The organism is Phormidium sp. CCY1219, from assembly GCF_055795085.1.
In genome coordinates, this window is record NZ_JAYFEQ010000906.1 from 1 (window position 1) to 17,632 (window position 17,632).

Consider the following 17,632-nt stretch of genomic DNA (forward strand, 5'->3'; position numbering starts at 1 on the left):
CCATTTCCCCTGGCTCTCATCCCGACGCTCACCAAGCACGGGTAGAGCGCGGGGCTTCCCGCCGAGAAGCTAAAATTAGCAATCACAGGGCGATGATTGACACCGCCGCGTTGTCTGCATTCCTCAATCTCGGGCCGAGAGGATGCCTTGACAAATCGCCAATCGTTCTAGTATAATATGCGCTTTCAGTTGAAGGGCGCACCAGGGCGGGGAATGGTTTCCCAAACCGGGAGAGAATTGCACCAGATTTTTATCCAAGTGGGCAAAAAAGTAGGGAGAGTTTTTCGGGAATGGTTGCGCCCGTCGGGGGAAACCACAGCGATCGCGGATAAAAATTGGCGCAATAATTTTAGAAATCGCCTGCGAGTGGCAATTTTTATGAGACAATGGTGTATCTGCAAAAAAATCGGCGGCTGTGGACAAATTTGGCTGCAGAAACGGCGAACGCAGAGGGGCACAATGGCGCGAAGGCGGGGGAATGGTGGCGGGCAATGCCCCCCCGCGTTCGGTCCGAGGGTGGAACGGCGAGTCAAAATCCCCGATCGCCGCAATTTGTGGGTAGGTTTATTTTAGTTTGCAATGTTTAAAGATGCTGTGTTAAAACGGAAGAACTGCTGAAATTGTCTCAGATAGGGGGATATGGCGATAAGACCCCAGCAATTAAGGAGCCAATAAAAATGCAAGTTAAAGCAAAAAAGGCGCGCGGGGGGCGCATTTCCGGCAAATTGCTCTGTGGCAAAGAGGTCAAAACGTCAGATGTTGCGAGATAATCACTCAGGAGAAGCGATCGAATCGTTTCTGGTTGACGAGAGTTATGATTTCGGTGCGGGAGGCACGTAGTGGCACAGTGTCCGGTTTGTCAAACTACATACATTGAAGGCGAGATCAAAAATTGCTCGACTTGTGGTTGGGATTTGACGCCTTATCCCTTGACTTTGGGACGTATCCCGGATGGGTTTTTGCGGAAGGAACGGGCACAGCTAAAGTGGGCGAGAATGGTGTGGGAAAAATTGCACGCCTCCGGGCCACAGGGGCACAGCGATCGCGTGACCCAGTTGCAGATGCAAGTCTCTCAACTGAACGCTCAGCTCGACTTATCCGCCCAAGAACGAAATGAATTGCAGTCCTTATTCGAGCAAACCGAGTCGGCGTACTGGCAATTACATAGTAAATTCGAACAAAGCGAAAAAGACCGAGAAACCGCGAACCAACAGCGCGTAAGCGCCGAGTCTTTATTGCAAGACACCGAAGCGGCATATCGAGAGCTACACGAACAACTCGAAACGAGCAAAATTCAGCTCGAAGAATTAAATAAAGAATGCAGCGAATTCAAATCGCAAATTCACGAAGCCGCTAAAGCTTATTGGCGGCTACAAGATCGGTTAGAACAAGTCGAAAGCGAGCGATCGCAGCTACAAACGAACCTGGCGCGAGTGCAGTCGGAATGCAACCTGCACAAAGCGAGAGCCAATCAAGTGCAGCGCCAGCTCGAAAGCGCGGAACAACAGCTTGAAGAGTATAAAAACGCGCGATCGGACGATACCGCCGAGGTGAGTGAATTGCAGGGACAATTGCAACAAGCCGCTACAGCATATTGGCAGCTTCAAAGTCAGCTTGCTGACACCCAAGCCGAACTGGAAACCTCTCGCCAAAGCGCTTCGAGTATCAGCGAATCCGAGCGATCGCACCTGAAAGCTCAACTACAAGAAAGCCAAACCAAATCCTCCGAATTGGAAGTGCAGCTCTCTCGACTAGAACTCGAACTCAACGAACAACGCCAAGAACGACAAGTCAGCGACACGCGGTTTAACTGGGTACTAAACGAGCGAAATCAGCTCCAAACCCAAGTAGAAAAAGCCAATCAAGAACTGGTCCAATTACAAGCACAACTCTCTCAAACTCAATGGCAACTCGAAGTCGCCAATCAGGAAAACAGCCGCTTAGTGGAAGCCACCTACAACTCTCAAATTACCCGCAATGCCTCCCTGGGTCAAAACCTGAAAAATACCGCCAGCGTTTTGTTTGTCCTGCTCTCCCTGAGTCCGTTTTTATTGCTGTTCGACCCCCGCTTGTCCGACCCGCTTTTTAAAATCGCCCTTCGCAAAGGTTATATTACCAATGCCAGTGCCCGGGAGTTACAAAACATTCACCTGCAAGGCTCCGAGTTAGATGATGCCAATTTTAGCGACTCCCAACTTAACAATAGCAATTTCAGAAATACTAGCCTGATTAACGCCAACTTTGAAGGAGCCAATTTAAACGGGGTTGATTTTCACCAAGCCAACTTGCGCGCCGCCAATTTAACTAATGCCAGTGTTATTTGGTCTAACTTAAGCGAAGCCAATCTAGAATCAGCTAACTTAAGCGGCGCTAATTTAGAAAAAGCGAACTTAACGGATGCCAATTTAAGCGGCGCTTACTTAAAAAATTCTATCATCGATATTAACACGACCAAAATCGACCCGGAAGATTTGCTGAATTGGAAAATCGTAAATTGGCCGCGCCGAAACCGACAACTCCAAGGTCTGGACTTGAGCCGTTTTAATTTAAACAGCGCTAGTTTAATCGAGGCTAATCTCAGCAATACCAATTTTACGAATGTCAATTTAACCCTAGCCGATCTCAGCGGGGCGAATTTATCTGGGGCGAATTTATCCGGGGCAAATTTATCCGGGGCTAAATTAAAAGACGCGAATTTGGAGGGGGCAACGTTAACGAACATCAAAACCGATAATTTGACCATTTGTCCCAACGGGAGAACCGGTCCTTGTCAGCTTCAGTAGCCTCAGTTCTGATGCGAAATAATTGGCAGGGGATGGGGTGGCCCGTAGGGATTGGCTAACTTTTACGGAAAGCGCCGATGCAAATTATTTGACTTCCCCGCGTGACTACCCCTTGGCAAATCTAGACCTCTCGGGATAAAATATATAGGGGTTTGAATTGCGATCGCTAAACGGAGGTTTAAGAATTGGGACGAGTCAGAGTTCGTCAGCATGTTAACCCATTGAGTCAAGCGTATCAAACACCCGTTAACCCGCCGCAGTGGGATAAAATTTATGCCGATATGAGAAAACCCCTACATATGGATATCGGTTGCGGTTGGGGTCGGTTTTTGTTGAGTCTGGCCCAGTGGGAACCGGATTGGAATTTTTTGGGATTGGAGATTCGCGAATCTTTAGTCGAAACCGCGATCGCCCAACGGGATGAAAAACAAATCCCCAATCTCCACTTTCTGTTTTGCAATGCCAATCCCTCCTTGCAACCCTTACTCGACTCTTTGCCCCCCGGTATTTTGCAGCGGGTTTCGATTCAATTTCCCGACCCTTGGTTTAAAAAACGCCACCAAAAACGCCGGGTGGTACAACCGGAATTAGTCGCCGATATCGCCCACTATCTGTCTGCAGGTGGAGTGGTGTTTTTGCAATCTGATGTGGAAGAAGTGGCGATCGAAATGCGCGATCGCTTCCAAGAACATCCCGCGTTTGTCCTGGAAAATCCCCAGTGGCTTCCCGAAAATCCCCTCGCTGTCGCCACAGAACGCGAACGCCTCACCTTAGACAAAGGCGAACCGGTGTATCGCGCGGTTTTTCGCAAGGGCGATTAAGGGGAAAATGGGGTAAAACCTGCTCTCAATTTCCCCCTTTTTCTGCCAATTAATACCAAGAAGGCAACCACATGCGGGAACTCCATTGTTGCGCGGTGATGGGAAGACCTAAATAAATCGGCATCCAATACCAAAAGGCGATCGCACTTAGCCCGATCGCCCCGATCGCGATCGCGCGCAGGTGGGGGCGAGAACTGCGCCACCAGCGATCCACTAACCACGCCAAGGCTAATCCCGCAAATACCAACGACCCCATATAATGATAGAGAAACAAACAGCGCGTCACCTTCGCCCAAGGAAGCCAATTCGCCAAATAATTCAACCCTAAATAAAGCACTACCCCATCCGAGGGAATCGGGCGATCGCCTCCCCCTTGCACCCTTTCCCACATTCGCATCCCTAACCCCACCATCAACAGGGCGATCGCCGCCGTGGAAAACCACCACAACACCGGATTTCCAATCGCGTGAACCGCATAAACCACCTCCCCCGACTCCGAGGACACCGACGGCACAATCTCGTTTTCCGGTAGCTTTCCCCCGGCTTTTTCATATAAATATAATACCGGACGAATCATCAACGGCCAACTCAACCAACTCGAACAATACGGATGCACCTGTGCCGTATTTCCCACCCGCTGATGAAATCCTAAAATTTGCCGATTCACTTCCCAAAAATCGTATTTTGGGTTAAAATAAATATGCGGAATCCAACTGAGCCGATACACCAGGGCCGGCACTAGCCCTAAATTCACCGCCATCGGCCAAATGCCCAGGGAACCCAAACGCAAACTCGGGTAATTTTTCTCCGCGATCGCCCTTTCATTCCCCTGCCCTTTTCGCCGCCAGAGTTTCGCCGCTATCCACACCAAATAACTACCCAACAAAAATCCCAATCCGTTCCATTTGATAGCTGCAGATGCGCCAAAAAATACCCCGGCAATTCCCAATTTTACCCAATGCGGTTTCCGCCCATTTCCCACGGCTTGCAACACAAAATATTGCCCCAACAAACCGAACAACACCAGATAAACATTCACCAACGCATAGCGCGATTCCACCAGAAACAACCCATCCAACGCCGCAAATAATGCCGCTATCAATCCATAACTGCGACGGCAAGTCAATTGATGGGCAATCCCGGCAATCACCAAAGGCAAAAAAGACCCGGTTAAGGCATTCAACCAGCGATAACTCCAAGTGGTTCGCAGGGAACCAGCCAAAGTGTTTTGCGTGTCGGTACCGATAGGCAAATGAGACCCGATCCACATGGCGATCGCGATGATATATTTCGCCAGGGGCGGATGTCCGTCAAAAAATTCGGTTTGGGTTAAATAATTATTGGCAAATTTGGCATAATAAACCTCATCAAATACTAACGTATTAAAGCGGCTCAATCCCCAAAAGCGCAACGCCAGGGACACGAAAAATATGCCAGCCAATCCCCAAGCATACCAGGGAAATTGTTTCGGCAATTGGGTCATTTGTTGTTGGTCATTAGTCATTGGTCATTAGTCATTGGCGGCTGGATGCAGTATTGTAGGGGATATTGTCGTGCTTTTTATGATTGCCATGAACTCCGACGATCGCCCTTCTTTTCCCACTCCTCCCTCTGGCGGGGAAGGTTTTCTCGCCTCTGTGGCCAGATTTTTCAAATTTAGCGAACATCACACCACCTTTCGCACGGAAATTTTGGCAGGGGTCACCACGTTTATGACGATGGCGTATATTTTAGCGGTGAATCCGGCCATTTTGTCCGATGCAATTTTTTTGCAAGAAGCAGGGGATTTATTTAGCGAACTGGCGATCGCCACAGCGCTTTCCGCCGCCATCGGGACCGCGATTATGGCACTGAGCGCCAATTATCCCTTTGCTCTCGCCCCCGGGATGGGATTGAATGCCTTTTTTACCTTTTCCGTGGTGATTGGGTTAGGGATTGAGTGGCGCATCGCCCTCGCTGCGGTGTTTATCGAGGGGATGATTTTTATCGGACTTTCCCTGTCCAAAATTCGCAGTCAAATCATTCGCGCCCTTCCCGAGTGTATCAAACAAGCCACTGCAGCGGGAATTGGGTTATTTCTGGCGTATATCGCCTTGGCGGGGGATCCGGCGGTAGGCGGGGCGGGATTGATCGTGGCGGATCCGGTGACGAAAACTGCCTTGGGGAACTTGAATCAACCGCCGACGTTGATGGCGATCGCCGGGATTGTGATTACCAGCGCGTTGGTGGCGCGTCGCATTACTGGGGCACTGTTGTGGGGAATTCTCGCCACAGCGGTCCTGGGTTGGATCCTGGGCATCGCCGCGCCACCGACTGCGATCGTGGCATGGCCCGCGTTTCCCACGGATTTAGTCGGACAAGCGATCGCCGGATTGTCCCAGATTACCCGCACCAATCTCTGGGAATTTTTCGCAGTTGTTTTTGTGTTTTTATTCGTGGATTTGTTCGATACCATCGGCACCTTAGCCGGGGTAGCTATTCAAGCCGGTTATATTAAAGAAAATGGAGAATTGCCCCGGGCAAATCAAGCTTTAATGGCAGATGCGATCGCTACCACGGTTGGCGCTTTTTTCGGCACCTCTACCGTCACCACCTATATCGAATCTGCCGCCGGGGTTGCCGAAGGAGGACGCACCGGCTTTACCAGCGCGATCGTTGCTTTTTTATTCCTATTTTCCCTGTTGTTTATTCCCCTCTTGCAAGCCATTCCCGCCTTTGCCACTGCCCCGGCATTAGTTATCGTAGGGGTGTTAATGGCCGGCAACGTGCGGCGCATTCGCTGGGACGATCCTGCCGAATCCATTCCCTCGTTTTTAACCCTTTTAATTATTCCCTTAAGTAATTCCATCGCCGAAGGATTGGCGGTGGGATTGATGACCTATCCGGCGATTAAAGCTTTTCAAGGAAAAGCCCGCGAAACCACCGCCACTCAATGGATTTTAGCCGCTATTTTTCTGCTCAGATTTATCTATATGGCACTCAATCCCACGGAATAAGTGGTAGACGGCAAATCAGCAGCAAGGTGAATCGAACCTCTTCAATTCCCCGCTGATAATTTATTGGTTCCGCTTTTCGACCCAAATAATGTGCTGATTGTCATCGTAGCAGATGCGACCGGATTTCTTGAATTTTTGCAGCATTCGGGTAATGGTCACGCGGGTGGTACAGCAAGCATCGGCGAGTTCTTTATGGGTGAGGCGAACTTTTAAGCGCGTTCCTTCTGGTACCGGTTCGCCAATTTCTCTTTTTAACAACTTTAATAAATTATACAAGCGTTCGTTTACTTTTCGCTTGCCAGAAATGGCTAAAAAAGCTTCAGTTTGACGCAGGCGCTGGTTGATGCGCGGTAACAAAGCTTGCCTCAAGTGAGGAGATGCGGCAAGTTCGGGGAGGGAAATGGAGATTAATTCCACCCTCTCGGAAAGGGCGATCGCTTCATAGATGGGCAGAGAGGTGGTACTCGCGCCAAATGCCATAGATGAACCCACTAATCCCATTAAAACTTCCGATTCCGGGTCGCTGATGGTGCTTAACTTGACTAATCCGCGATCGACGATCCAGATAGTTTCCGGATTCAGGGGAATCAGGTCTCCTTTTAAATAACAATGTTTCGGACGATTTTGGCAGATATCGGAGGATTGTTTTTCCAGCAGTTTCAATCCGAGGAAGTCTGGGCTGACAGGGTGAAATAACCAATGAAAATGACTCGGTTGACCCTGGCGATCGCCTAGGGCGATTGCCCGAACGTTCAACTCAATCCAATCGCGATTGTAGGGGTGTAGGCGAGGCATCCAGTCACCTATCCGTTCTTTTCGTTGCAGTTCGGCAAGTTTGGCATCAAAGATTTCTCGATCGGCGCTGGCGATAAATTCGCCGAGGGATTTGCCCACTAAAAAGTTCTCCGAACAGTTGAGGAATTTGCCAGCGACGGCGTTTGCCTGTTGGATGATTCCTTGGGGATTGGTGACGATACAAGGGTTGGGTAAAAACTCGAATAAGGCTTGATATTTTTCCGGTTCTATTTCCAGTTCGGATTGGCAGGCGGTTAATGCGTCTTGTTCTCGGTTGAGTTGTTCTACCGCAAGCTGTAGTTTTTCCGCCGCGATGCCGACTTCTGTTATAACATTCGGCAGCAACGAAGCAGGGGGTTTTGGGTTGGCGATCGCTTCTTGGTAGAGCTGAAACAACCGTTGTTGCCATTCTTCAAATTTGTCAGTAAAATTATTTGTACTGTTCAACACACACCTCTGGTTCCGATTGTTCTATTTGCAGTTTGCTTTTCCCGGTTTTATTCTTTTCCGGGAAGAGAGTTCAACGTGGCTGTGGCTCGAATCTATTCAGTTGAATGCTCTCGATCGGGTGGGTATGTGGAACCTAGATACGCTTTTCAAAATTATCGAACCCCGCTAACTTTCAATTTGGCAGCAATTTCGGGAGAGTTGAGAAATGAAAGTATCTTTCTCAGGGAAAGCCACGGCACAAGAGTGGCTTTCTCGATCCCCAGTGAGGGTGAATGCTTCTCAAACCCGTTGGGCAATCAAAGCCGCGATCGCCTGAATTGTTCTTGGACCCCCCGATCCAATTGCGATCGCTCCGGAAAGCTGCTAAAACTATCAAAACATTAGCGAGAAAAAACGTCTGTACGATATCGTACATAAATCGGAAAAATTTTAATTGAACTTTATCTGTAGCAATCGCTCGAACTCATCTTGGGTTAATTTATAACACTCGCAAGCGGTGGATTCGAGCCTTTCGCGATTGACGATGGTAATCTTGCCTCGGGTGTAGCGAATCAAGCCCCTTTCCTGCAGCATACCCGCCGCCACGGTGACGCCGGATCGGCGGGTACCGAGCATGGTGGCGATAAATTCCTGAGTCACTTGCAATTCATCGGAGTTGACGCGATCGTGAACCCAAAGCAACCAGCGCGCCAGTCGCTGCTCGATGGTATGATGGCGATTGCAAGCTGCCGACTGGGACACTTGCCCGAACAGAGCTTGGGTATAGAGCAGCAGCAGTCGTTGCAGGGTACTTCCGCCGGCACAGAGGGTTTTGAGTTGTGTGGCGCTCATCTGCATGGCACGACCCCCCACTTGCACCACTGCAGTGGTGATTTTGGTGCGATCGCCGCCCCACACCACCGGCAATCCCAACATGCCTTCATTCCCCACCAATCCCACTTCTGTGGTGGCTCCACTTTCCAAAATCGAGACTAAGGAAATCACCGCTTCTGTGGGAAAATAAACCCAGGAGATCTCCTCGTCAGGGCGATAGAGCACATCCCCCAGGGATAGGGAAACGGTTCTTAAATGAGGAGTGAGGCGCTGAAACTCTGCGGGTGGGAGCGCTGCGAGTAGTTGATTTTCTGGAATGTGAGATTCTTCAGAAACAGACATTGGGCGTTCTTTCTCGGAAAGCTTACAAGGGTGAAACCAGCAAAGGCAGCAAAATGGGTCTAAAGAACCGATTTTTCAGGCTCAGCGGGTTTTTTTTAACCCGATCGGCGAAACTGACGCTTATGCGTTGCCTCACCGTCGCTTTTCTTAAAAATACCAAGATATTTTGCGAAATTTGGTACGGTAGCGTACATACATCCCTCAATTTCACATCCACCGGAGAATCCACCAGGAGTCATGGGGCATGGTTGAGGGCGATCGGAGGCACTCAGGTGCTAAAAAAAAGGCGATCGAGGAGAAAATCTGGGAAAACTTTATGCTACTATCGGAAAATTCGCAGTTATTAAGTCGTCGGAAACGCCATGTTATGGATTGCCATTCACAGCGCATGGTTGGGGGAAAAACCGCCAAGCAATGAAAACCGGAAACCCGCCGAGAAGAATGTCGCTCTCGGAAACGGTGTGCGCCAAAAAACCAAGCCACTTCCTTGCACCGAACCATTGTTGTGTCGCCAGGGAGTGGCTTCGTTTTTGGGGAGAAATTGGGCGATCGCCTTTTGAGCTAGGGATAAATCCAACCGATTACCTTTAAATCTGTTCGTCTGAGCAAGAATACGCAGCGTCGGATGTCTGAACAACTGATTAACTTAACCTTCCGATACGTAACTGAAGTCGTGGAAGCGGTTTTAGAAGAAACGAAGCAGCATCGAGAGCGAGTGATTTTTCTCGATCCCCAATGGCGGCACAAGCTAATTTTTCACGTCCTCGATCGCGTGCCGAATCATTATACGATTCTCAGGGAAACCGAGAGCTTACCGCAGGATATTGAGTGGATATACTCAGTGGCAGAACGAGTGCAAATGGAAATTTTGATTCGTCAGAGCATGATAGATCTGCTACCCGACAATCGAGAAGGGATAAACCGGAACCAATCCTCCAGCTAATCCCCTTCATGGTTTAGGCAATGAACGGGTAAAATCCCCCATTCGCAGGGGCTTTCCTGCTTCCCAGTCTATGCTGGGAACGCTTTTGTGAGAAATATATATTGTGGGTCGCTTGGCGCAAGCTGTCGCACAAAGAATTTAGGGAATTCAGTGAGATTAATTGGGGTGGCTTGACCCAACGGAGTCTATATCTAGGAGCGATGGGTACCGGGCAGGTATAGCTTGTGGTGGGCAACTCAATGGAGCGACGGTAGCCTGTGGGGAAAGCTGGCAATAGAAACGAAAGAAAGCCTTGGGCAATCCAACATCAATCCATTCATCCTCCTGAAGATAGATGCTCTCCCCCTGAGATTGTCCTATGGTTTTAGGTTGCGCGATCGCAGGCGCAAACCCCCGGGAAAGGGAAAACCAGAGGCGATCGGTGCCAGCAGAGAATTGCAGCAGATATCCCTGGTTCTGCGGGGCTAGGCAAGAGAGCGAGGGTCAGATAAGAACGGGGGAGAAACAGCGAAATCCGCACGGTAGCAGGAGAAAAAAGACCAGAAGAGGAACGAGCCGGCAGAAACACTCAGAATAATACCTACTTAATAAAATCTACAAAAGAAGAAGATATTGGGGTGAGAAAATTATCTGGGCAAATCAGTCTGTAGATAGATGAAAGGAACGGTTCATATTTACTAGATTGGTAAGTGAAGAGAACAGAGGACAAGTTTTATATGGCTCTTGTCAAAATTCACGATTTTTATCCGAATTATCGAGAAGAAATTTTTGGCGGCACCGACATCAAAGGAATGGATGTCTATGCAGGTACCACCGATGAAAAAATTGGCACCATTTACGATATCCTTCTAGATGAAACCGGTCGGTTTCGCTATCTAGTGATTGACACGGGCTTTTGGATTTTCGGCAAAAAAGTGTTGCTACCTATCGGATCGGCGCGCATCGATTATGATGCGGGGCGCGTGTACGCGATCGGATTGGTAGACAAACATCAAGCCGAACAACTGCCCGAGTACGACGAACTGATGCCCATCGATTACGAATACGAAGAACGGGTGCGCAACGTCTATCGCCAGCCCCGTGCAAAGGCAACTCAAACCCAACAAAAAACTGCCACCACCCACAATCGCGAGACCTACAGCTACGACAAAGAACCTTCTCTGTACGAGCTGCGCGAACAAGATCACAAAAACCTGAAGCTTTACGAAGAACGGCTGTTGGCGAATAAAGACCGCCACAAAGCTGGTGAAGTTGCAGTTGGTAAGCGGGTCGAAACCGAAACCGCCCGCGCTGCAGTTCCCGTAGAGAAAGAGCGCGTGGTCATCGAACGCAGCAGTCCCGCCGCCGGCCAAGAGCGCCGCGTGAAACCCGGTTCGGTTGAGTTTAACGAAGGCGAAGTGGCACGTGCCGAAGTGTACGAAGAAAATGCCGACATCAAGAAAGAAGCTTTCGTCCGCGAAAATGTTGATGTTCACAAGGAAGTCGAACGCGACACCGTAGAAGCGGAAGAAACCATCCGTCGCGAAGAGTTAGAAGTGGACAAAGAAGGAAATCCGGTTGTCAAGCGCAATCGATAAATATAACCTTCTGAATGAAATAGCTGCCTTCTCAACTGTTTCGGTTGAGAAGGCATCTCGCGACAATTCGTCGCCCCGGAATAAAGAAGAGAAACACCTCACCGGGTGGTTCTTTGTGCATTGCAACTATCAAAGGATTTTGCAGCAACTTTTTATAAAAGGAGATTAAGGAAAATTATGAGTAGCTACAAGGCCAAACGGCAGGATTCCGTACAGTTTCGCGAAGATCTGCAACCTCGGGTGGACAATCTGCGAAACCAGCTCCAAAATTTTAAAGTGAGAGACCCTGACGGTGAAGCGATCGGCCACGTCAGGGACTTGATTATGGGGGACAATGGCAAGCTACATTTAGTGGTGTCGGGAGTAGAAAACCCAGACACTCCCAGGTTAGTGCTAATTCGCAGCGATTTGATTCAGAAAATCGAATATGCAACCGATTCGGTATTCGTTATTGTGAGTCGAGAACAATTTGACGGGTTGCCGGAATATTATGAAGAAATGGTGGGCAGACCGGCAGTGGATTCCTCCGATGTGCCGCGAGACTGGCTCTCCGAACCGGCAGCGAATGCGGGACAAACCCCTCCCCAGGCAAAAGAAGAGTGGGTCAGAGCGCAGAAGCGCGTTCGGGAATCCCCTGGGGCACCAGAATCTTCTACCTCGGCGAAAACACCCCTGCGCGACGATCGCGCCAAACGGCAAGTGAGTATCGAAGACGACATTCAGGTACTCGAAGAACGCTTGCAGGTCGATCGCAGCAAACGGAAAGTGGGCGAAGTGGTGGTCCGCAAAGAAATCGAAACTCGCGTGGTGGAAGTGCCGGTGCGCCGCGAGAAATTAATTGTGGAACAAGTGAGTCCGGAGAGCAAACCCCTGGCGGAAGTGGATCTGGGTGAGGGACAAGTCACGGGGTTAGACTCTGCTGAGAATGGTTCTTCGGGGGGAGTAACCGCTAAACCCACAGTTAGCGGCGAGTTTACCTCGGTGACAATAGCGGCACAGATTTTAGACGCGATCGCCAGCCGCCAACCGGAAAGCTGCAGCAAAGTGCGCTTGTCTCTCGAAGTGGAAGACGAGCGCTTGCTGGAAACCTATCAACAGTGGTTCGAGCGCTACTCGAATGGTTAATCCGGTTCGGGAAAACATATAGCATAAACCCCGCCATTTGTCAATCTTTTTTTGCCACAACTTTGCCCCGCAACAGCCAGAATCCGGCGATCGCCCTTGACAGAAAACCCAGCTTTTTTATACTATAATGCGGGGTTTAAGTTAGGTATGAACTGAGAGAGTTGCGATGAAACTGAAAATAATGACAATCAATCTGCGCTTCGATAAGCCAGATAAGGATGAAAGTGCCTGGGCCGTGCGGCGCTCTGCGGTAGCGGCTCAGATCCGGCATTACGACCCAGATATCATCGGCACCCAAGAGGGATTAGCCCATCAACTGCTGGACTTGCATCGGTTGTTGCCCGAGTATCAAAGTGTGGGGGGCGATCGCGAAGCCAAGGGCACCCAGGAACGCTGTGCGATTTTTTTCCGTTTTCCCAAATTACACTGTGTGGGTATGGGTGATTTTTGGCTGAGCGAAACGCCCGATCGCCCCGGTAGCATGACGCCACATTGGGAAAATCCGGTGCCTCGGATGGCCACTTGGGGCGTCTTTGCGGCGGGGGAGTCAGAGCAAAAGGTGGCGGTGTGCAATACGCACTTAGACTACCATAGCGATCGCGCCCGCAAGCTGGGTGCCCAATTGATTCGCGATCGCCTCGCCACTCTGGAAGTGGAAGCAATAGACAACTTGCAACAAACCGCCCTATTCTTCATCACTGGGGATTTTAACGCCGAACCCGGTTCCCCGCCGCGAGAAACCCTGGGCGGAAAACTCGGCGATCGGGCCGACGCGCCGCAACTGCGAGACGCCCTCGCCGATGTGGAATTAGACCGACAAAAAAGCTTTCACGACTTTACCGGGAAAGCTTTTGCGGCGGTGGATACCATTTATTACGATGCCCGCCTCACCTTGCAACAGGCGACGGTAGACCCCCAGCAATGGGAAGGCGTCTGGCCCAGCGATCACTATCCGGCGATCGCTCAATTCAAATAAGCCAATTCCTACTCCGCCTCCGGTTCGATTCCCGCCGCGCGAAGTTGCGCGGCTAATCGTTCCGCCCGCTGGCGTTCGGTTTCGGCGCGCTGGCGTTCGGTTTCGGCGCGCTGGCGTTCTGCTTCCACTCGTTCCGAACCCCACAACAGTAAATTTCCCGCTTCATCCCACCAGCGCAACCAGTAGTCCTCGCGGTTGTCCCGAGTTCCGCGCCATACGCCTAAAAAAAGCTGCATTTCTGGTATCCAAAAGCGGTTTTGCTGGTCTGCATGCTGCAGGCGATATTGTTTCGTATCGCCCAAATGATAGAATTCCAACCTGCCGGTTTCTGGGTCAAAAATCCCGTAATTCGGCACTTGCAAAATTCGTTCGTAGAAGAAGAATTTCCCGGGGGGATAGGTTTCTTTGATGGAATATTCTTCCCCTGGAGTTGCTGACAAAAACTCCAGCACCAACATCGGCGGGTCTCCCTGCAGTTGCGGCGTATAGCTGCGAACTACCTCGGAACGCGCCACGGTAATTTGAGGAATGTAGGCCCAATCGGGGGCTTTTACTGCGATTTTGCCATCGATGGTGGCACAAATGCCGTAGTTGGTTGGGGTTAAGGCATTCGCAGGCAGTTTTCCCGCAAGCTGCAAGCTTTCGGTGAGAGCTGCGGCGATCGCCGGTTGGTTAATATTATCCACTGGATCGTCGGGTAAAACAAAATCATCGGGTAACTTTTCCCAAGTGATGGTGTAATTCGCGGAGGCTAACATGATGATTCGTCCAGGCAGACTGAGTTTTTTTATTCTATCACCTTGGTTGGCTTTTGGCAATCATCTGCGACATTTTTTGCTTTTTTATACTGGATGGGGAGGAGAATTTCCATTGTTGTCCCTTTTCCGATGTCGGAGCGACAAAGCAACTCGCCGCGATGCTTTTTAACGATGGTTTCATAGCTGATATAAAGTCCCAATCCCGTTCCTTGACCCACGGGTTTGGTGGTGAAAAAAGGGTCGAACATTTTGCCCTGCCGGTCTGGTTCGATGCCGCCGCCGTTGTCGGCGATCGCAATACTCACGCGATCGCCGTCTCGCAAAGCAGTTTGTATTTTAATCTCGCCCGGTTTTGGGGGTTTCAAGTGGGCGATCGCATCAATGGCATTGGTTAACAGATTCATATAAACCTGATTGATTTCTCCACTGAAACATTCCACTTTGGGCAAGTTGCTGTATTCTTTAATCACTGCAATCGGATCGGTGCTTTTTTTATCCGCTTGATGGGAATCAAACCCCGCCAGTCGATGTTGCAGAATCAGCAGGGTACTTTCAATCCCTTCGTGAATATCCACGGACTTGAGCTGCGCTTCATCTAAGCGGGAAAAATTGCGAAGACTTAACACAATCCGTTGGATGCGGTTGGCTCCGGATTGCATGGAATCTAGAAGTTTAAAGCAGTCTTTGGCGATGAATTCACAGTCTATATCTGCCTCTAAATCGAGGATTTCTGCATCGGGATTCGGGGTTTTTTCCTGGTAAAGGGACAACAGCTCGATTAAGTCGCGAAAGTAGTCTTTGGCGGGGGGAAGATTGCTGTAAATAAAACTAACGGGATTGTTGATTTCGTGGGCAATGCCGGCAACGAGTTGCCCCAAACCGGTCATTTTTTCATTTTGAATGAGTTGGGCTTGGGTTTGTTTGAGCTGACGTAACGTTTTGGCGAGGGAGTCGGCTTTTTCTCTTAAATGAATTTCCTGGCGTTGCAGTTGTTGGTTGGCGCGAGAGAGTTCTTGGGTACGTTCGATGACCCGGGATTCGAGTTCTTCTTTGGCTTGTTGTAAGCTGGCTAATGCCTCACGACGTTCTTCCAAGACTGCCATTAATACCAGGGTGGTGACAGAAATAACGCCAATAAATGATTCTAAAAAGAGGAGAGAGGCATTGAGAGAATCGCGGACAAAGGAACTGCGATCGAGGATAGTGCCGGCGATCGCCATTCCACCAGTGAGGGCGATCGCCAGGGTTGTCCAGCGATCGGAAAAGCGAAATGCCGCCCAAACCAGCAATGGTAGGGTTAAATATTCTACAGGGTGAGCTTCCCAAAAGGCTAACTTCACCACTATCCCAAACAGCAACAGCCAACTGAGACTTTCCAGGCGGAAAGGGCGAAACTCTTGCCGAAGCTGATGCCACGGGGAGGACTGTTGTGAGGTGGCTTGAAAAAAGCGATGCCAGGTTAACAGAACCGGGGTAAAAATCAGCACGCCGGCTGCATTCGACACCCACCAGGTGGTCCAGGAGGAGCCAAATCCGGACCAGGGAACCCATTGTGCGACGCACAGGGCCGCAACCCCGACGGTGGCGCTGATGGTTTGACTGGCGATCGCCCCCCAAGCCACAAATTGAAACACCTCCCCCGCCCGTCGGAAGGGATAGGGAGTGCGGGTAAAGCGCTGGATGAAATAGGCTCCAAAGAGAGGGGTGAGGGTATTGCCCCCAGCAGTAACGGCCCCGATCGCCAGACTCACGGGACTCGGATCGAGCACCACGGAAATGCCAAACGAACCGAGGGCGATACCGAGTAGGGTTTTTTTCCCCCACAAAAGTACCGCCGCCAATCCAATTCCCGCCGGAATCCAAACCGCTGTCACATTCCCGGGGAGGACTGCTAATTTGAGTCCGAGGATGCCCAACAAACAGTAAACAATCCCCAGGGCGAGATTGAGGGTCAGGTTTTGTCTTAGCTTCAGGTGCGGCTGTTTTCTTTCCATCTCAAACTCCGTAGGGGTCTGCTGTGTCAAAAGCACAGTCACTTACCGCCGATTTTAATGCAAATTTAGAAGTTGCCATTTTTGAGCTAGGTGTTCCCCTGCTTGCCAGTCTAACGGCGTTGCAGTCTTGAGACTGGGGTGCGCTTCGAGGGACATTTCTGGGCAGGCATCCACCGGACGATCTAGGGGGTTATACAGTTACCGGGCTAAGCCAACGCCGTTGCGCGCGAATTCGGCTATGGTTTCGTTGGAGAGTTCGTGGGTTGCCATTGCCCGTAACATCATTAGGGGCAATGTGAGGTGATCCGCTCCCGCTTGCAAGGCGGCGGCGGCTTCGGCGGGGGACTTGATACTGGCGGCTAAAATTTCTACATCGCTATCCCTCAGCACTTCTGCCATGTCTCGCACTAAGCCGATGCCATCGCCGAGTAACCGGGTGGCGCGGTTTACATAGGCGATCGCGATTTTGGCACCGGCTTCGCGCGCTACCGCCGCCTGCGCTGCACTGTAAATTGCCGTTACCGAACAGGTAATTTCTCCCGACAAATCGTCCACGACTTGAAATCCCACTGGGGTTGCCGGAATTTTTAACACGGTGCGATCGCCGATAATCTTATACGCCTTGCGCCCTTCGCGCCGCATGCCCTCAAAATCCGCCGCCATAAGCTGGTAGTACAGCGGTCCGTTGCTCAAGGGAACCAGTTTTTTCAAGGTCTCTTCCGGGGAGAACTCGCTTTTTGCCAATAAGGTAGGATTGGTCGTGATGCCTTTTACCCACCCCATTTCTCTCGCGGTTTGCGCTTCCGATGCGATCGCTGAATCCAGATAAATAGCCATAACGCTCCTCGATGTTCGTTGCTTTGTTCAAACCAGGTGCAAGTTAATTTTTGCATACCCACTGTGGGGAGACGCTACAGACGCGATTTATCCCGTTTGTACAACTTCGTCTTTTCCCCCAGGGGACAGGAGTTAATTTGCTTCCCCTTCCAACCTGCGGGACTTTTCTACGGCGCAACTTGTCTGATAAGTTGAACAAACGCGATCGCACGGTGGAGATTGCGACGGGGTGATTTTTCGTCCCCTTTGCAGAAATGCTGAACGCAGTTCAGCGCCGGAGTTGGTAGAGGCAAAATCTCCAAACTCTGGTAAACTTGTATCAGCTCAATGGGTACGGTAAAGGGTGGACACAGATTCCGAGCCAACCGGAGACACGACCCATTTGGCAAGGCTGGATGCCCTGTAAATCCTGGTATCGCCCA

General features: G+C 50.4%; 16 protein-coding genes. 10 read left to right on the forward strand and 6 right to left on the reverse strand.

Annotation, left to right across the window (positions count from 1 at the left end; translation table 11 throughout):
* Positions 1-213: 213 nt before the first annotated feature.
* The 3 genes from AC0QH1_RS29820 (at position 214) to trmB (ending at position 3,604) form a co-directional block, all read left to right on the forward strand.
* Positions 214-573: a hypothetical protein gene (locus AC0QH1_RS29820; RefSeq protein WP_324635079.1), complete on the forward strand. Its 360-nt coding sequence runs from the start codon at positions 214-216 to the stop codon at positions 571-573.
* Positions 574-839: 266 nt separating this feature from the next.
* Entirely contained in the window at positions 840-2,783 is a 1,944-nt protein-coding gene (locus tag AC0QH1_RS29825; RefSeq protein WP_324635080.1) for a pentapeptide repeat-containing protein, read from the forward strand.
* Between the two features lie 185 nt (positions 2,784-2,968).
* The gene (gene trmB / locus AC0QH1_RS29830; RefSeq protein WP_324635081.1) at positions 2,969-3,604 is read left to right on the forward strand and encodes a tRNA (guanosine(46)-N7)-methyltransferase TrmB; all 636 of its coding nucleotides are present in this window, start codon (positions 2,969-2,971) and stop codon (positions 3,602-3,604) included.
* Between the two features lie 49 nt (positions 3,605-3,653).
* Here the strand turns inward: trmB and AC0QH1_RS29835 are convergent, their stop codons facing one another.
* Positions 3,654-5,108, reverse strand: a complete 1,455-nt coding sequence (locus AC0QH1_RS29835) for a dolichyl-phosphate-mannose--protein mannosyltransferase (protein WP_324635082.1) — start codon at positions 5,106-5,108, stop codon at positions 3,654-3,656.
* A 58-nt stretch (positions 5,109-5,166) separates the two neighbouring features.
* Here AC0QH1_RS29835 and AC0QH1_RS29840 point away from each other — a divergent pair, with 58 nt between their 5' ends.
* Entirely contained in the window at positions 5,167-6,600 is a 1,434-nt protein-coding gene (locus AC0QH1_RS29840) for an NCS2 family permease (protein ID WP_442957390.1), read from the forward strand.
* A 60-nt stretch (positions 6,601-6,660) separates the two neighbouring features.
* Here AC0QH1_RS29840 and AC0QH1_RS29845 read toward each other — a convergent pair whose 3' ends face one another.
* Both AC0QH1_RS29845 and AC0QH1_RS29850 read right to left on the reverse strand, forming a co-directional pair.
* Positions 6,661-7,842 carry a PAS domain-containing protein gene (locus AC0QH1_RS29845; protein ID WP_324635083.1) on the reverse strand — a complete coding sequence of 394 codons (1,182 nt, stop codon included), beginning with the start codon at positions 7,840-7,842 and terminating at the stop codon, positions 6,661-6,663.
* 432 nt (positions 7,843-8,274) lie between these two features.
* Positions 8,275-9,000: a Crp/Fnr family transcriptional regulator gene (locus AC0QH1_RS29850; protein WP_324635084.1), complete on the reverse strand. Its 726-nt coding sequence runs from the start codon at positions 8,998-9,000 to the stop codon at positions 8,275-8,277.
* A gap of 362 nt (positions 9,001-9,362) precedes the next feature.
* On the opposite strand from AC0QH1_RS29850, the gene AC0QH1_RS29855 reads away from it, so the two are divergent.
* The 6 genes from AC0QH1_RS29855 to AC0QH1_RS29880 all read left to right on the forward strand — a co-directional run bounded on the left by AC0QH1_RS29855 (position 9,363) and on the right by AC0QH1_RS29880 (position 13,621).
* Positions 9,363-9,560: a hypothetical protein gene (locus AC0QH1_RS29855; RefSeq protein ID WP_324635085.1), complete on the forward strand. Its 198-nt coding sequence runs from the start codon at positions 9,363-9,365 to the stop codon at positions 9,558-9,560.
* Between the two features lie 65 nt (positions 9,561-9,625).
* Positions 9,626-9,943 (forward strand): hypothetical protein, encoded by a 318-nt coding sequence (locus tag AC0QH1_RS29860; RefSeq protein ID WP_324635086.1) that lies wholly within the window; start codon positions 9,626-9,628, stop codon positions 9,941-9,943.
* A gap of 222 nt (positions 9,944-10,165) precedes the next feature.
* Positions 10,166-10,411 carry a hypothetical protein gene (locus AC0QH1_RS29865; protein WP_324635087.1) on the forward strand — a complete coding sequence of 82 codons (246 nt, stop codon included), beginning with the start codon at positions 10,166-10,168 and terminating at the stop codon, positions 10,409-10,411.
* A 248-nt stretch (positions 10,412-10,659) separates the two neighbouring features.
* A complete protein-coding gene (locus AC0QH1_RS29870; RefSeq protein ID WP_324635088.1) occupies positions 10,660-11,520 on the forward strand; it encodes a DUF2382 domain-containing protein in 861 nt (286 codons plus the stop codon).
* A 177-nt stretch (positions 11,521-11,697) separates the two neighbouring features.
* Positions 11,698-12,645 (forward strand): DUF2382 domain-containing protein, encoded by a 948-nt coding sequence (locus AC0QH1_RS29875; protein ID WP_324635089.1) that lies wholly within the window; start codon positions 11,698-11,700, stop codon positions 12,643-12,645.
* 166 nt (positions 12,646-12,811) lie between these two features.
* Positions 12,812-13,621 carry an endonuclease/exonuclease/phosphatase family protein gene (locus AC0QH1_RS29880; RefSeq protein WP_324635090.1) on the forward strand — a complete coding sequence of 270 codons (810 nt, stop codon included), beginning with the start codon at positions 12,812-12,814 and terminating at the stop codon, positions 13,619-13,621.
* An 8-nt stretch (positions 13,622-13,629) separates the two neighbouring features.
* On the opposite strand, the gene AC0QH1_RS29885 is transcribed toward AC0QH1_RS29880, so the two are convergent.
* The 3 genes from AC0QH1_RS29885 to AC0QH1_RS29895 form a co-directional block, all read right to left on the reverse strand.
* Entirely contained in the window at positions 13,630-14,382 is a 753-nt protein-coding gene (locus tag AC0QH1_RS29885) for a Uma2 family endonuclease (protein WP_442957391.1), read from the reverse strand.
* A 26-nt stretch (positions 14,383-14,408) separates the two neighbouring features.
* The gene (locus AC0QH1_RS29890) at positions 14,409-16,373 is read right to left on the reverse strand and encodes an MASE1 domain-containing protein (RefSeq protein ID WP_324635092.1); all 1,965 of its coding nucleotides are present in this window, start codon (positions 16,371-16,373) and stop codon (positions 14,409-14,411) included.
* Positions 16,374-16,571: 198 nt separating this feature from the next.
* A complete protein-coding gene (locus AC0QH1_RS29895; RefSeq protein ID WP_324635093.1) occupies positions 16,572-17,210 on the reverse strand; it encodes a transaldolase family protein in 639 nt (212 codons plus the stop codon).
* Between the last annotated feature and the right edge of the window lie 422 nt (positions 17,211-17,632).

Bases quoted from the DNA above. Each gene is read 5' to 3' on its own strand.
- AC0QH1_RS29820 (WP_324635079.1), top strand. From the start codon at position 214: ATGGTTTCCCAAACCGGGAGAGAATTGCACCAGATTTTTATCCAAGTG.
- AC0QH1_RS29835 (WP_324635082.1), bottom strand. From the start codon at position 5,108: ATGACTAATGACCAACAACAAATGACCCAATTGCCGAAACAATTTCCC.
- AC0QH1_RS29840 (WP_442957390.1), top strand. From the start codon at position 5,167: ATGATTGCCATGAACTCCGACGATCGCCCTTCTTTTCCCACTCCTCCC.
- AC0QH1_RS29850 (WP_324635084.1), bottom strand. From the start codon at position 9,000: ATGTCTGTTTCTGAAGAATCTCACATTCCAGAAAATCAACTACTCGCA.
- AC0QH1_RS29855 (WP_324635085.1), top strand. From the start codon at position 9,363: ATGTTATGGATTGCCATTCACAGCGCATGGTTGGGGGAAAAACCGCCA.
- AC0QH1_RS29860 (WP_324635086.1), top strand. From the start codon at position 9,626: ATGTCTGAACAACTGATTAACTTAACCTTCCGATACGTAACTGAAGTC.
- AC0QH1_RS29870 (WP_324635088.1), top strand. From the start codon at position 10,660: ATGGCTCTTGTCAAAATTCACGATTTTTATCCGAATTATCGAGAAGAA.
- AC0QH1_RS29875 (WP_324635089.1), top strand. From the start codon at position 11,698: ATGAGTAGCTACAAGGCCAAACGGCAGGATTCCGTACAGTTTCGCGAA.
- AC0QH1_RS29880 (WP_324635090.1), top strand. From the start codon at position 12,812: ATGAAACTGAAAATAATGACAATCAATCTGCGCTTCGATAAGCCAGAT.
- AC0QH1_RS29890 (WP_324635092.1), bottom strand. From the start codon at position 16,373: ATGGAAAGAAAACAGCCGCACCTGAAGCTAAGACAAAACCTGACCCTC.
- AC0QH1_RS29895 (WP_324635093.1), bottom strand. From the start codon at position 17,210: ATGGCTATTTATCTGGATTCAGCGATCGCATCGGAAGCGCAAACCGCG.